This is a genomic window from Micromonospora auratinigra (assembly GCF_900089595.1).
Lineage (GTDB): Bacteria > Actinomycetota > Actinomycetes > Mycobacteriales > Micromonosporaceae > Micromonospora > Micromonospora auratinigra.
Genome location: NZ_LT594323.1, coordinates 3,024,444 through 3,038,077, shown reverse-complemented (window position 1 = coordinate 3,038,077; position 13,634 = coordinate 3,024,444). Strand labels below are relative to the sequence as shown.

12 protein-coding genes, 1 tRNA gene and 1 pseudogene are annotated in these 13,634 nt (G+C 71.8%); 9 read left to right on the top strand and 5 right to left on the bottom strand.

Features of this window, described 5'->3' with window-relative positions:
- Window positions 1-102: 102 nt before the first annotated feature.
- Window positions 103-2,373 (top strand): rhamnogalacturonan lyase family protein, encoded by a 2,271-nt coding sequence (locus GA0070611_RS13320; protein WP_091663547.1) that lies wholly within the window; start codon window positions 103-105, stop codon window positions 2,371-2,373.
- Window positions 2,374-2,541: 168 nt separating this feature from the next.
- Here the strand turns inward: GA0070611_RS13320 and GA0070611_RS13315 are convergent, their stop codons facing one another.
- A complete protein-coding gene (locus tag GA0070611_RS13315) occupies window positions 2,542-3,537 on the bottom strand; it encodes an LLM class flavin-dependent oxidoreductase (protein ID WP_197675922.1) in 996 nt (331 codons plus the stop codon).
- Window positions 3,538-3,598: 61 nt separating this feature from the next.
- Entirely contained in the window at window positions 3,599-4,081 is a 483-nt protein-coding gene (locus GA0070611_RS13310; protein ID WP_091663539.1) for an Lrp/AsnC family transcriptional regulator, read from the bottom strand.
- A gap of 102 nt (window positions 4,082-4,183) precedes the next feature.
- Between GA0070611_RS13310 and GA0070611_RS13305 the strand changes: the two genes are divergently transcribed.
- A complete protein-coding gene (locus GA0070611_RS13305) occupies window positions 4,184-5,341 on the top strand; it encodes a trans-sulfuration enzyme family protein (protein WP_091663535.1) in 1,158 nt (385 codons plus the stop codon).
- Window positions 5,342-5,475: 134 nt separating this feature from the next.
- Here the strand turns inward: GA0070611_RS13305 and GA0070611_RS31825 are convergent, their stop codons facing one another.
- The 3 genes and pseudogenes from GA0070611_RS31825 to GA0070611_RS13295 all read right to left on the bottom strand — a co-directional run bounded on the left by GA0070611_RS31825 (window position 5,476) and on the right by GA0070611_RS13295 (window position 6,333).
- Window positions 5,476-5,874 carry a hypothetical protein gene (locus GA0070611_RS31825; RefSeq protein ID WP_231921506.1) on the bottom strand — a complete coding sequence of 133 codons (399 nt, stop codon included), beginning with the start codon at window positions 5,872-5,874 and terminating at the stop codon, window positions 5,476-5,478.
- A gap of 246 nt (window positions 5,875-6,120) precedes the next feature.
- Window positions 6,121-6,306, bottom strand: a pseudogene (locus GA0070611_RS31820) (hypothetical protein); the annotation flags it as partial.
- Window positions 6,257-6,333: transfer RNA gene (locus tag GA0070611_RS13295), tRNA-Leu, on the bottom strand. The pseudogene GA0070611_RS31820 and the gene GA0070611_RS13295, both read right to left, overlap by 50 nt.
- A 93-nt stretch (window positions 6,334-6,426) precedes the next feature.
- Between GA0070611_RS13295 and GA0070611_RS13290 the strand changes: the two genes are divergently transcribed.
- The 7 genes from GA0070611_RS13290 to GA0070611_RS13260 all read left to right on the top strand — a co-directional run bounded on the left by GA0070611_RS13290 (window position 6,427) and on the right by GA0070611_RS13260 (window position 13,560).
- On the top strand, window positions 6,427-7,041 hold the full coding sequence (locus GA0070611_RS13290; RefSeq protein ID WP_091672866.1) for an ANTAR domain-containing response regulator: 615 nt from the start codon (window positions 6,427-6,429) through the stop codon (window positions 7,039-7,041).
- A gap of 123 nt (window positions 7,042-7,164) precedes the next feature.
- A complete protein-coding gene (locus GA0070611_RS13285; protein ID WP_091663531.1) occupies window positions 7,165-8,331 on the top strand; it encodes a hypothetical protein in 1,167 nt (388 codons plus the stop codon).
- A 258-nt stretch (window positions 8,332-8,589) separates the two neighbouring features.
- Window positions 8,590-9,753, top strand: a complete 1,164-nt coding sequence (locus tag GA0070611_RS13280; RefSeq protein WP_091663526.1) for a branched-chain amino acid ABC transporter substrate-binding protein — start codon at window positions 8,590-8,592, stop codon at window positions 9,751-9,753.
- Window positions 9,754-9,845: 92 nt separating this feature from the next.
- Window positions 9,846-10,796, top strand: a complete 951-nt coding sequence (locus tag GA0070611_RS13275) for a branched-chain amino acid ABC transporter permease (RefSeq protein ID WP_091663522.1) — start codon at window positions 9,846-9,848, stop codon at window positions 10,794-10,796.
- Window positions 10,793-11,947: a branched-chain amino acid ABC transporter permease gene (locus tag GA0070611_RS13270; RefSeq protein ID WP_091663517.1), complete on the top strand. Its 1,155-nt coding sequence runs from the start codon at window positions 10,793-10,795 to the stop codon at window positions 11,945-11,947. Before GA0070611_RS13275 ends, GA0070611_RS13270 begins: the two co-directional genes overlap by 4 nt.
- Window positions 11,940-12,860 (top strand): ABC transporter ATP-binding protein, encoded by a 921-nt coding sequence (locus GA0070611_RS13265; protein ID WP_197675921.1) that lies wholly within the window; start codon window positions 11,940-11,942, stop codon window positions 12,858-12,860. The genes GA0070611_RS13270 and GA0070611_RS13265 overlap by 8 nt, the downstream gene beginning before the upstream one ends.
- Window positions 12,850-13,560, top strand: coding sequence for an ABC transporter ATP-binding protein (locus tag GA0070611_RS13260; protein ID WP_091663513.1), 711 nt, complete (start codon window positions 12,850-12,852; stop codon window positions 13,558-13,560). Before GA0070611_RS13265 ends, GA0070611_RS13260 begins: the two co-directional genes overlap by 11 nt.
- The last annotated feature ends 74 nt before the right edge of the window (window positions 13,561-13,634 follow it).

Genomic DNA, 13,634 nt, shown 5'->3' with positions numbered 1-13,634 from the left:
CCGAATCACGGGCATCGATCAGTCGTCGGCGCGCCGTACCCCTTCGCCGGTCCGGGCAGGCCGGCGCGGTCGCGTGCCCGACCTCCGTGAAAGGCATCCTCCGTGCAGCTCACCCCCGCGCGCCGTACGGCGCTGCTCGCCGTCGCCGCCGTGACCACCCTGGTCGCCGGCGCCCTCACCACGGTGGCCGCCTCGGCCGCCGCCACCGGTTGTCGGGTCGACTACCGGGTGACCAACCAGTGGGGCGGCGGCTTCGGCGCCGACGTCACCGTCACCAACCTCGGCGATCCGGTCACCGGCTGGGTGCTCGCCTGGTCCTTCGCCGCCGGCCAGCAGGTCGGTCAGGCGTGGAACGCCACCGTCACCCAGTCCGGCGCCCAGGTCACCGCCCGCGACGCCGGCTACAACGCCGCCATTCCCACCGGCGGCACCGCGAACTTCGGCTTCAACGCCTCCTGGAACGACGCCAGCAACCCGGCCCCGGCGAGCTTCGCGCTCAACGGCGTCACCTGCACCGGCGGCGCCACCACGCCGACCACCCCACCGCCGACGAGCGCCGCGCCCACGACCCCGCCGCCGACCACCCCGCCGCCCACCACTGCGCCGCCGACCACCCCGCCACCGGGCGCGAAGCAGCTGGAGAAGCTCGACCGCGGGCTGGTCAGCGTCCGCTCCGGCACCGGCAACCTGGTCTCCTGGCGGCTGCTCGGCACCGAGACCGCCGGGGTGGCGTTCAACCTCTACCGGGGTGCCACCAAGATCAACGCCACGCCGATCACCGGCGCCACCGACTATCTCGACGCCGGCGCGGCGGCCGGGACCGCGTACACCGTCCGGGCCGTGGTGGGCGGCGCCGAGCAGCCGGCCTCCGCCCCGGCGCTCCAGTTCACCAACGGCTACCTGGACGTGCCGATCCAGGCCCCGCCCGGCGGCACCACCCCGAGCGGGGAGGCCTACACCTACTCCGCCAACGACGCCGGCGTCGGTGACCTCGACGGCGACGGCCGCTACGAGATCGTGCTCAAGTGGGACCCGTCCAACAGCAAGGACAACTCGCAGAGCGGCTACACCGGCACCGTCTACGTCGACGCCTACACCCTGACCGGCAGCCGGCTGTGGCGGATCGACCTCGGCCGCAACATCCGCGCCGGCGCCCACTACACCCAGTTCCAGGTGTACGACTACGACGGCGACGGCGACGCCGAGGTGGCGATGAAGACCGCCGACGGCACCCGCTCCGGCACCGGCCAGGTGATCGGCTCCGCGTCGGCCGACCACCGCAACTCCAGCGGCTACGTGCTCTCCGGCCCGGAGTTCCTCACCATGTTCGACGGCCGCACCGGTGCCGCCCTCTCCACCGTCAGCTACGACCCGCCGCGCGGCACCGTCTCCTCCTGGGGGGACTCGTACGGCAACCGGGTCGACCGGTTCCTCGCCGCCACCGCCTACCTCGACGGGCAGCGCCCGTCACTGATCATGGCGCGGGGCTACTACACCCGGGCGGTCATCGCCGCCTGGGACTTCCGCAACGGCACCCTGACGAAGCGCTGGACCTTCGACTCGAACACCAGCGGCAACGGCGGCGCGGCCGGCCAGGGCAACCACAACCTCTCCGTGGCCGACGTCGACGGCGACGGCCGGCAGGAGATCGTCTACGGCGCGGTCGCCATCGACGACACCGGCCGGATCCTCTGGAACACCGGCAACGGCCACGGCGACGCGCTGCACGTCGGTGACCTCGACCCGTCCCGCGCCGGCCTGGAGGTGTTCAAGGTCGACGAGGACGGCAGCAGGCCCAGCTCCTGGATGGCCGACGCGCGCACCGGACAGGTCCTCTGGCAGACCGCGCCGAACGGCGACAACGGCCGCGGCGTCTCCGACGACATCTGGGCCGGCAGCCCGGGTGCCGAGTCGTGGTCGGCCGCCGTCGACGGCGTGCAGAACACCCGGGGGCAGAACGTCGGCCGCAAGCCGTCGTCGACGAATTTCCTCGCCTGGTGGGACGGCGACCCGGTCCGCGAGCTGCTCGACGGCACGCGGATCGACAAGTACGGCACCGGCGGCGAGACCCGGCTGCTCACCGGCAGCGGGGTGGCGTCCAACAACGGCACGAAGTCGACCCCGGCGCTCTCCGGCGACATCCTCGGCGACTGGCGGGAGGAAGTGGTCTGGCGGACCAGCGACAGCAGCGCGCTGCGCATCTACAGCACGCCCACCCCGACCGGGCTGCGGCTGCCGACGCTGATGCACGACCCGCAGTACCGGGTCTCGATCGCCTGGCAGAACACCGCCTACAACCAGCCGCCGCACACCGGCTTCTTCGTGGGTGACGGGATGTCCACGCCGCCCGCGCCGAACATCTACCTGCGCTGACCGGAAACGTGGGGAAAACAGGCACCGGGCCGTCGGCTGTGCCGACGGCCCGGTGCTCCACACCGCGGCATTCCCGACCCGTCCCGACCGGGAATGCCGTACCACCACCGGGGATAAAACTAGGCGTGCCGCGCGACGGTGGGGTGACGTGGCTATGAAGAGCGTGTTTCAGGCGTCCCGGCGCAGGCCACCGGCCACCTTCTCGGCGATCAGCTCGAACGAGCGGACCCGGTCGGCCACGTCGTACACCATCGTGGTCAGCATCAGCTCGTCCGAGCCGGTGCGCTCCAGCAACGCGCCGAGCTGCCGGGCGACCGTCTCCGGCGAGCCGGTCGCCTGCCCGTCCCGACGCTGGGCGACGAACTCCCGCTCCAGCTCGGAGTACGGGTAGGCGGCCGCCTCCTTTGGCGTGACCAGCGGTTCCGGCCGCCCCGAGCGCAGCTTCAGGAACGACAGCCCGGCCGGCCCGGCCAGCCACTGCGCGCGCTCGTCGGTGTCGGCGCAGATCGCGTTGACGGCGACCATCGCGTACGGCCGATCGAGCCACTGCGACGGCCGGAAGCTGTCCCGGTAGAGCTGGAGCGCCGGGATGGTGTGCTGCGCGCTGAAGTGGTGCGCGAACGAGAACGGCAACCCGAGCAGCCCGGCCAGCTGGGCGCTGAACCCGCTCGACCCGAGCAGCCACACCGCCGGCGACTGCCCGCGGCCCGGGGTGGCCGTGATCGGCCCCGGCTCGGCGCCGCTGAAGTAGTTCATCAGGTCGGCCAGCTCCCGGGGGAAGTGCTCCGCCGACAGCCCCTCCATCGTCCGGCGCAGCGCCAGCGCGGTCACCTGGTCGGTGCCCGGCGCCCGGCCGATGCCGAGGTCGATCCGGCCCGGATGCAGCGCCTCCAGGGTGCCGAACTGCTCGGCCACGACCAGCGGCGCGTGGTTGGGCAGCATCACCCCGCCCGAGCCGAGCCGGATCGTGCTGGTGTTCGCGGCCAGGTGGGCCAGCAGCACCGCCGGGGCCGAGCTGGCGATCGCCGGCATGTTGTGGTGCTCCGCCACCCAGAACCGGCGGTAGCCCAGCTCCTCGGTGCGGCGGGCCAGCTCGGTGGTGTGCCGCAGCGCCTCACCGGCGGTGGCGCCACGCGCCACCGGAGCAAGATCAAGAACAGACATGGGTACGTCGATCACACGTCTCGCCAACGCGCGCCCCGCCCGAATTGTTCCGGAAGGTGGCTCAGCCCATACCCCGCGCCTGCTCGAAGATCAAACTCGTCTGGGTGTGCTGCACCGCCGGATCCACCGCCAGGTGATCCAGCACGAAGTCCCGCAACGCGTCCCCCGACGCCGCCCGCACGTGCAGCACGTAGTCCTCCGCGCCGGCCACGTGGAACACCGACACCACCCCCGGCAGCCGCACCGAGCGGGCCCGGAACGCGTCCACCGCCGCCCGCTCGTGCGCCGCCAACCGCACCGACACCAGCGCCTGCAACGGCAACCCCACCGCCGCCGGGTCCACCTCCGCGTGGAAGCCCCGGATCGCCCCGCACTCGCGCAGCGCCCGGGTCCGGGTCAGGCACGTCGACGGGGCCACCCCCACCCGCTCGGCGAGCGCGTTGTTCGGCAACCGGCCGTCCGCCGCCAACTCGGTCAGGATCGCCCGGTCCACGTCGTCCAGGGCCGCGAACGGCGGCCGTACATCATTCGGTGCGAGAGGCATCCCGGCATCATCCACCGCACTTTGCGACGTGGGAAACCCCTGACCCAGAATCTTCCTCGAATCTATTGCTCCTTACCGCCCGCATGTTCGACGCTTCCGGCCATGACCGCCGTGGACACCAGAGCCGTGCACGCCGGGCGCGACGACCTCGCCGGTCTCGGCGTCCACGTACCGCCCATCGACCTCTCCACCACCAACCCGCTGCCGTCCGTCGACGCCGGCGGCGACGCCTACGAGACCCTCGCCACCGGTGGCACCCTGCCCACCGGCGCCAGCGCCGTCTACCAGCGACTCTGGAACCCCACCGTCGCCCGCTTCGAGACCGCCCTCGCCGAACTCGAGGGCACCGCCGAAGCCGTCGCCTTCGCCAGCGGCATGGCCGCCCTCACCGCCACCCTCCTCGCCGCCACCCGCGACGGGAAGCGGCACGTGGTCGCCGTCCGCCCCCTCTACGGCGGCACCGACCACGTCCTGGCCACCGGCCTGCTCGGCACCGAGGTCAGCTGGGCCCGACCCGACCAGGTCGCCGCGGCCGTCCGCCCCGACACCGCCCTCGTCATCGTCGAGACCCCCGCCAACCCCACCCTCGACCTCGTCGACATCGCCGCCCTCGCCACCGCCGCCGGTGACGCCCCGCTGCTCGTCGACAACACCGTCGCCACCCCCGTCCTCCAGCAGCCCGCCCGACACGGCGCGGCCCTCGTGCTGCACAGCGCCACCAAGAGCATCGGCGGCCACGGCGACGTCCTCGCCGGCGCCGTCGCCTGCGACGCCGGCTGGGCCGCCCGGCTGCGTCAGGTCCGCGCCGTCACCGGCGCCGTCCTGCACCCCCTCGGCGCGTACCTGCTGCACCGCGGCCTCCAGACGCTGCCGCTGCGGGTCCGCGCCCAGCAGGCCGGCGCCGAGAAGCTCGCCGCCTGGCTCGCCGGCCACCCCGCCGTCGCGCGCGTCCACCACCCGTCCCTGCACGACCCCGCCGGCCTCGTCGGCCGCCAACTCGGCGGCACCGGCAGCCTGCTCGCCTTCGAGGTACGCGGCGGCGCGCCGGCAGCGGCCGCTGTCGCCGACGCCTGCCGGCTGATCACCCACGCCGTCTCGCTCGGCGGCGTCGACACCCTGATCCAGCACCCCGCCTCGCTCACGCACCGGCCGGTCGAGGGCGACGCCAAGCCGGGCGGCGGGCTGCTGCGGGTGTCGGTCGGCCTGGAGGACCCCGAGGACCTGCGGGCGGACCTGGCGCAGGCGCTGTCGGCGATCTGACCGTTCACCGGACCGGTTGCGTGCGACTGGTCTACCGGCTGTGACCGCGTCTCTCGGCCGGGGGCGTGACCGCGGCTCCCCGGTGGCTGCGCACGGCGACCGCAGCCACCGGGCGGCTGTGGCCGATCGTCCGGTCAGGACTTGGGCCCGACGTGCCGGTCCAGGGCGGCGACCGCCTCGCGGCGGGCCACTGAGAGCGAGTTGGGTCGGTTCATCCGCCAGGCGATGCCGAGCAGGTCCAGCGCCCACTGGCAGAGACCCATGATGTCCGTGGACTCGTTGGTGAACATGTAGCGGGGATAGACGTAGCGCTTGCCGCGCACGGAGACCTGGTTGGCGAAGCGGGAGCCGTCGGAGTGGTAAAGCCCCCGCAGGAAGTCGCCCGGGTGCGCCTCGACGATCTCCCGCTGCCAGTCGGCCAGCACGATCCTGCGCTCGTGCTTCCTGCCTGGCCCGTGCTGGGGGAAGAGGCAGGGCCAGTGCTTGCCGTAGCTCTGCACACCGACGCAGCCCTGCTTCCGCACTCGCTGCACCGAAGAGGCGAGGACCTTCCTCATCGCCTGTTCGCAAGCGTCGATCAGATCCGGCCAAGTAGCGGCGCAGTAGATCCGCAGGACCGGTACGCGCGCCGCTGTGACCAGGTGGCCGTCGCCGAGATAGAGGCCAAGCAGGTAGGCGTACATCCCCGGGTCGGCTGGCCGCCTGCCGCCGGAGCGGCAGCGGAAACATCGCATCGCGGTGGCCAGTTGTCTGGGTTCGGGGCGGACCTTGCACCAGTATCTGACGGTCGGGTAGGACAAGCCGACCGCACGAGCGGCTTCGGCGATCGTTGCTCCTGCCAGGTACAGCCCTCGTGCGCGGGCGCGAATCTCGGGTGGATGCACGCCGCAATCCTCGAACACCCGTATGACACTTTGGTGCCCCCGGTGGGATTCGAACCCACACTCGATGGCTTTTGAAACCATTGCCTCTGCCGGTTGGGCTACAGGGGCTTCTGCAGTTCGGCTTCATTAGGTTACCCACTAGGCTAGGGGCGGCGACACCCGGCAGGGCGGGTGTCGGGTTCGAACTGGTGGGAGTGGCTCGTGGCCGAGACGGATGCTGAGCGCAAGCGCGTACTGATCGCGGAGGACGAGGCGCTCATCCGGCTGGACCTGGCCGAGATGCTGGTCGAAGAGGGCTACGCGGTGGTCGGCGAGGCCGGTGACGGCGAGACCGCCGTGAAGCTCGCCGAGGAGCTCAAGCCGGATCTCGTCATCCTCGACATCAAGATGCCGATCATGGACGGGCTGGCCGCCGCCGAGCGGATCGCCGGCGCCCGGATCGCGCCGGTGATCATCCTGACCGCGTTCAGCCAGCGTGACCTGGTGGAGCGCGCGCGGGCGGCCGGCGCGATGGCGTACCTGGTCAAGCCGTTCCAGAAGAGCGACCTGGTGCCGGCGGTGGAGATCGCGCTGTCGCGTTACTCGGAGATCTCCGCGCTGGAGGCGGAGGTCGCCGGCCTGACCGACCGGCTGGAGATCCGCAAGACCGTGGAGCGGGCCAAGGGCGCGCTGATGACCACGTACGGGATGACCGAGCCGCAGGCGTTCAAGTGGATCCAGCGCACCGCGATGGACCACCGGATGACCATGAAGGAGGTCGCCGAGCGGATCCTCGCGGAGACCGCCGGCGGCGAGGTGGCCCAGCCGGCCTCCTGAGTGCGGGCGATCCGGCCCGGTCGCGCATGACGTCGCGCGGCCGGGCCGACGCGTGTCCGGCCGCCGGTCGGGGCCGGCCGCGCGGGGTTCCCCGGGTCGGCGTCGGTCGATACGATCGCCGGCATGCGGCGTGGCGTGGCGGTGCTCGGCCTGCTCGTGCTGCTGCTCGCCGCCTGCCGCCCGACCGACCCGGCCCGACCTGCGCCGCCGGCCCCGATCCGGCCCGCCTGGCAGCCGGTGACCCTGCCCGTGCCGCCCGGGGTCGCCGGTCGGGTGGCGCTGCGGGACGTGACGGCGTGTGCCGGCCGCTGGTTCGTGGTGGGCGCGCTGGTGGACGGGGCCGGCGGCACCCGGCCGGCGGCGTGGAGCAGCCCGGACGCCCGCACCTGGACCGCCCTGCGGGCGGTGCCGCGCAGCACGTACGGGCCGGAGAACGTGCTGACCGCGGCGGGGTGCCGGGACGGCCGGCTGGCGGCGGTGGGCGGCAAGACCGGCGGGGTGCACGGCAATCCGCGGATCAGCACCTGGCGGCAGGTGGCGGACGGTTCGCTGGTGGAGGTGCCGGCGGAGTTCGAGGTGTTCGGTGGCCCGGACGCGGTGAACGTGGGGCGGATCGCGGGCGGTCCCCGGGGTTGGCTGATCTCGGGTAACCGGGCCACCGGGGCGGCCGCCTGGGTGTCGCCGGACGGGTCGGACTTCGCGCTGGTCAGCGCGGTGCCGCAGCTGGCCGCCGACGCGGCGGGCCGGCCCTGGGTGTCCGACGGCGTGGCGACCGGGTCGGGGTGGCTCCTGGTGGGCTCGGTGCTGCCGCCGGGGCGTACCGGATCTGCTCCGGCCGTGTGGAGCTCGGCGGACGGGCGGAGCTGGCGGCGCGCGGTGCTGCCGGCCGACGGCGGGGTGGCTGACCTGCAGCGGGTGGTCCGGGCGGGGGAGCGGGCGGTGGCGGTGGGGCGGCGCGGTGACGGCCTCGGCGCCTGGTCGGCCGAGGGCGACCGGTGGCGGTCGGTGGGCACGTTCGGTGGCGCGGGTACGGACCGGCCGGGTCAGGTGTGGGGGCTGGCGGCCCGGGCGGACGGCGTCGTCGCGGTGGTGGCGGGCGGCGCGACGGGCGGCGGCTGGTTCTCCGCCGACGGCGCCGCCTGGTCGCCGGTGGTGCTGCCGGCCGGGGTGCCGGCGGGCGCGGACCGGTCGGTGGCGGTGGCGGCCGTGGGGGAGTCGGTGGTGCTGCTGAGTGACGACGGCGCGACGGCCTCGGTGTGGCTGGCGGGCGGCGCGTGGCGGCCCGGCTGACCCTCCCACCAGCGTGTTTCCGGCTGGTGTCGGATGTCCGATTTACCGCTGTCCGGGCCACGTGTGTTACACCACATCTGTGAATCCGGCCACTCAACGTAACGGTTAGGTCAACCCCGGTTCGCAGGTCTACCTTCACGCCCCCCAGGTGGGATAACGTCCCGCCCCAGACCGGGATCGCGGTCGGTCCGGTGAGCCTGTGCAAGGTCCAATTCTGCGTGGGTGGTCCGGGCCTTCGGACGGAGGAGGGTACGAGCCGTGAGGCAGAAGCTCGCACGGGTGCTGGGTGGCGTGGCCATCGGCGCGCTCGTTTTCAGTGGCGCGGCCTGCAAGGCCGACAGTGGTAGTGACGCGAGCGGCAGCAAGGCCGCCTGCGACCTGAAGATCGGCTTCTTCGGCCCGCTGACCGGTGACGCCGCGGGTCTCGGTATCCACATGCGCAACGGCACCAAGCTGGCCATCGACCAGTACAACAAGGACAACAAGGACTGCCAGGTCAAGCTGGAGGAGTATGACTCCCAGGGCGACCCGGCCAAGGCCCCGGCCCTGGCGCAGAAGGCCGTCGGCGACAGCAAGGTCGTCGGCATCATCGGCCCGGCGTTCTCCGGTGAGTCCGAGGTCGCCGACCCGATCTTCGACGAGGCCGGCCTGCCGATCATCACCCCGTCGGCGACCCGTCCGAGCCTGAGCACCAAGAACTGGAAGATCTTCCACCGGGGCGTCGGCAACGACACCTCGCAGGGCCCGGCCGCCGGCCGCTACATCAAGAACGTCCTCAAGGCCGACAAGGTCTACGTCGTCGACGACCAGTCGGCGTACGGCGCGGGCCTGGTGGACGAGGTCAAGAAGGTCATCGGCACCCCGGCTGGCCAGGACAAGATCCAGGTCAAGCAGACCAACTTCTCCGCCGTGGTCACCAAGATCCAGGGCAGCGGCGCGAACGTCCTCTTCTTCGGTGGCTACTACACCGAGGCCGGCCTGCTGCTCAAGCAGCTCAAGGGCGCGGGCTGGAAGGGCACGATGGTCGCCGGCGACGGCGTCAACGACGCCAACTTCATCAAGGTGGCGGGCGAGCAGGTCGCCGAGGGCACCATCCTGACCTGCCCGTGCGCCCCGGCCACCGCGGCCAAGGGCACCTTCGTGACCGACTACAAGGCGGCCTTCGACAACGCCGAGCCGGGCACCTACGCCGACGTGTCGTACGACATCTCGAAGATCTTCCTCGAGGGCATCAAGGCCGGTAAGTCCTCCCGGGCCGACCTGCTGAGCTTCGTGAACTCCTACAACGGCACCGGTGCCGCCACCGGCGTGACCTACAAGTTCGAGTCGAACGGCGAGCTCGACCCGGCGCAGGTGATCGTCTGGGCGTTCAAGGTGAACGCGGGCAAGGTCGTCCCCGACATCGAGATCCCGAAGGCCTGACCGGATCGATCCGGTCCCGCCAGGGACGCTGAGCGTGCGGCCGGGAGTCATCTCCCGGCCGCACCGCTTGGCCGCACCATTGGAGCCCCCCTTTGAACTTCGATGAGCTCTTCGGGAACTTCCCCACCCTTACGATCACGGGGTTGGAGCAGGGCGCGATCTACGCCCTCATCGCCCTCGGCTACACCCTCGTGTACGGCGTCCTGCGCCTGATCAACTTCGCCCACTCCGAGGTCTTCATGGTCGGTACCTTCACCGCCATGTGGACCTGGCAGGCCCTCGGCTACGACCAGAACTCGGCAGCCCCGGCCCTCGGCCCGCTGATCCTGGCGGTGGTCGCCGGCCTGGTGGTCGCGATGGCCGCCTCGGCGCTGACCGCGGTCACCGTCGAGCTGGTGGCCTACCGGCCGCTGCGCCGCCGTAACGCGCCGCCGCTGGCCTTCCTCATCACTGCCATCGGCGCGTCCTTCGTGCTGTCCGAGTCCTTCGGCATCGGCACCAGCCGCGCGCCGTTCGGCATGCCGGAGCTGATCCCGTCCAAGACGGTCTTCACCCTCTTCGGCGCCGCGATCACCAACCTCCAGCTGCTCATCCTCGCCGTCACGCTGATCATGATGGTGGCGCTGGACCAGTTCGTGAACCGCAGCCGGCTCGGCCGGGGCATCCGGGCGGTGGCCCAGGACGCGGACACCGCCGCGCTGATGGGCGTCAACAAGAACCGCGTGATCCTGCTGGTGTTCGTGCTCGGTGGCCTGATGGCCGGAGTCGGCGCGCTGCTGTGGGACGTCCGGTTCGGCTTCACCAAGTTCAACGTCGGGTTCCTGATCGGGCTCAAGTGCTTCGCGGCCGCGGTCCTCGGTGGCATCGGCAACCTGCGCGGCGCGCTGCTCGGCGGCCTGCTGCTCGGTGTGGTGGAGAACTACGCGGCCGGCGTGTTCGGCGGCGACTGGAAGGACTTCACCGGCTTCGTGCTGCTGATCGTGCTGCTGATGTTCCGGCCGACCGGTCTGCTCGGCGAATCTCTCGGGAGGGCGCGCGCATGACCGCCACCGTGGACAAGAAGCGGACCTCGGTCCTCAAGAGCCGCTGGGCGGCGATGCCGAAGCCGGTGCGGATGGCCGCGATCGCGGCGCTGATCGTGCTGCTCTACATCCTGCCCAACAAGTGGTTCTACGAGTACCTGGGCTTCCCGATCGGCAGCGAGTACTTCGCCTTCTACACGACCCGCTCCGACTTCGCGGGCGTGCTGTTCGACACCGCGGTGTTCGTGCTGCTGGCGGTGGGCCTCAACGTCGTGGTCGGCTTCGCCGGCCTGCTCGACCTGGGCTACTTCGGCTTCTACGCGCTCGGGGCGTACACGGTCGCGCTGCTGACCTCGCCGGAGAGCCGGTTCGGCACGAACTGGCCGTGGCTGGCGGCGGTGCCGATCGCGGTCATGGTGGCGATGGTCTCCGGGGTCATCCTGGGCGGCCCGACGCTGCGGCTGCGCGGCGACTACCTGGCGATCGTGACGCTCGGCTTCGCCGAGATGATCCGGCTCTACGCCGCCCGCCAGGACGGAGTCATGCAGGGGCAGCGGGGCATCCCCGCCATCCCGCACCCGCCGGGCACCGGCAGCGACGGCAAGCCCCTGTTCGGCGTGGTCGACGCCCGGCCGTACTACTGGCTGATCCTGACGATCATCCTGGTCGTGCTGCTGCTGATCCGGAACCTGGCCAACAGCCGGGTGGGCCGGGCCTGGGTGGCGATCCGGGAGGACGAGGACGCCGCCGAGATCATGGGCGTGCCCACGTTCAAGTACAAGCTCTGGGCGTTCGCGATCGGCGCCGCCGTCGCCGGCCTGACCGGGGCGGTGTTCGCCGGGAAGCAGACGTTCATCAACTCCGACCAGTTCGTGCTGGAGAGCTCGATCCTGGTGCTCGCCGCGGTGATCCTCGGCGGTGCCGGCAACATCAAGGGCGCCATCCTCGGCGGGGCGATCACCTGGTACCTGCCGGAGTGGTTGCGTGGCATCGGTGACCTCCTCGGTGTGGAGTTCGACGCCGCCGAGTACCGGATCCTCGTCTTCGGTCTGGTGGTCATCGTGATGATGATCTTCCGGCCGGAGGGTCTGGTGCCCAACCGGCGGCGCGCGGCCGAGATCGCCGACCGGCGCAAGGAAGCGGTTCCCCAGGAGACGGTGCCCAATGAGTGAGCCGCAGATGCACAGCCAGCGGGACGAGACCAGCGAGCGGGACATCGCCGACGACGGTCGCAGCACCGTCGGCACCCCGCCGGAGAAGGGCGCGGACACCCCGGTCGAGCCGACGCCGGGCGACACCGCCCCGGCCGGCCGGGAGCCGCTGCTGGAGGTCGACCACGTCACCCTCCGCTTCGGCGGTGTGGTGGCCCTCGACGACGTCGCCTTCACCCTCTACAAGGGCGAGATCCTCGGCCTGATCGGTCCGAACGGCGCCGGCAAGACGACCTGCTTCAACGCGATGACCGGCGTCTACCGGCCCACCACCGGGGAGATCCGGTTCGCCGGCCAGCGGATCAACGGCCGCCGCCGGTCGTGGATCACCAAGGCCGGCATCGCCCGGACGTTCCAGAACATCCGGCTCTTCCCGGAGATGACCGCGCTGGAGAACGTGATGGTGGGCGCGGACGTCCACCACAAGACCAGCGTGATCTCCGCGATGCTGCGGCTGCCGCGGCACTGGCGGGAGGAGCGGCAGGGCCGGGACAAGGCGTACGAGCTGTTGCGCTTCGTCGGCATCGAGCGCCGCGCCGGGGACCTGGCCCGCAATCTCTCGTACGGCGAGCAGCGCCGGCTGGAGATCGCCCGGGCGCTCGCCACCGACCCGACCCTGCTCTGCCTGGACGAGCCGGCCGCCGGCTTCACCCCGGCGGAGAAGGAGGAACTGCTCGGGCTGATCCGTAAGATCCGGGACAACGGCACGACGGTGCTGCTCATCGAGCACGACATGCGGCTCGTCATGGGTGTCACCGACCGGATCGTCGTGCTGGAGTTCGGCAAGAAGATCGCCGAGGGCCTGCCGGCCGAGGTCCGCGAGGACCCGAAGGTGATCGCCGCGTACCTGGGGGTGCCGACCGATGCTGCTTGAGATCAACGACCTGACCCTGCTGTACGGGCGGATCCAGGCGCTGCACGGGATCAGCCTGCGGGTCGACGAGGGCGAGGTGGTGGCGCTGATCGGCGCGAACGGCGCCGGTAAGACCACCACCATGCGGGCGATCTCCGGGCTGCGCCCGATCGCGTCCGGCTCGATCGTCTTCGACGGTACGGACGTCACCCGGATGCGGGCGGACCTGCGCGTCGCCCGGGGCATCGGGCAGGCGCCCGAGGGGCGGGGCGTCTTCCCCGGCATGAGCGTGGTCGAGAACCTGGAGATGGGCGCGTACACCCGGCGGGACCGCGCCGGCATCGCCGAGGACATGAAGATGGTCATGGACCTCTTTCCCCGCCTCGCCGAGCGGCGCAAGCAGGCCGGCGGCACGCTCTCCGGCGGTGAGCAGCAGATGCTGGCGGTGGGCCGGGCGCTGATGGCCCGCCCGCGGCTGCTGCTGCTCGACGAGCCCTCGATGGGGCTGGCGCCGAAGCTGATCCAGCAGATCTTCGAGATCATCACGCGGATCAACGAGCAGGGCACCACCATCCTGCTGGTGGAGCAGAACGCCCAGCAGGCGCTCTCCCGCGCCCACCGGGGCTACGTGCTGGAGACCGGCCGGATCGTCAAGGAGGGCACCGGCCGGGACCTGCTGCACGACCCGGCGGTCAAGGAGGCGTACCTCGGCGTGGCCTGAGGCCCGACCCACGACGGCCGGTCGTCCCCCTCGCGGGGGCGACCGGCCGTCGTGTCGGCGGTGCCGCCGTGCGT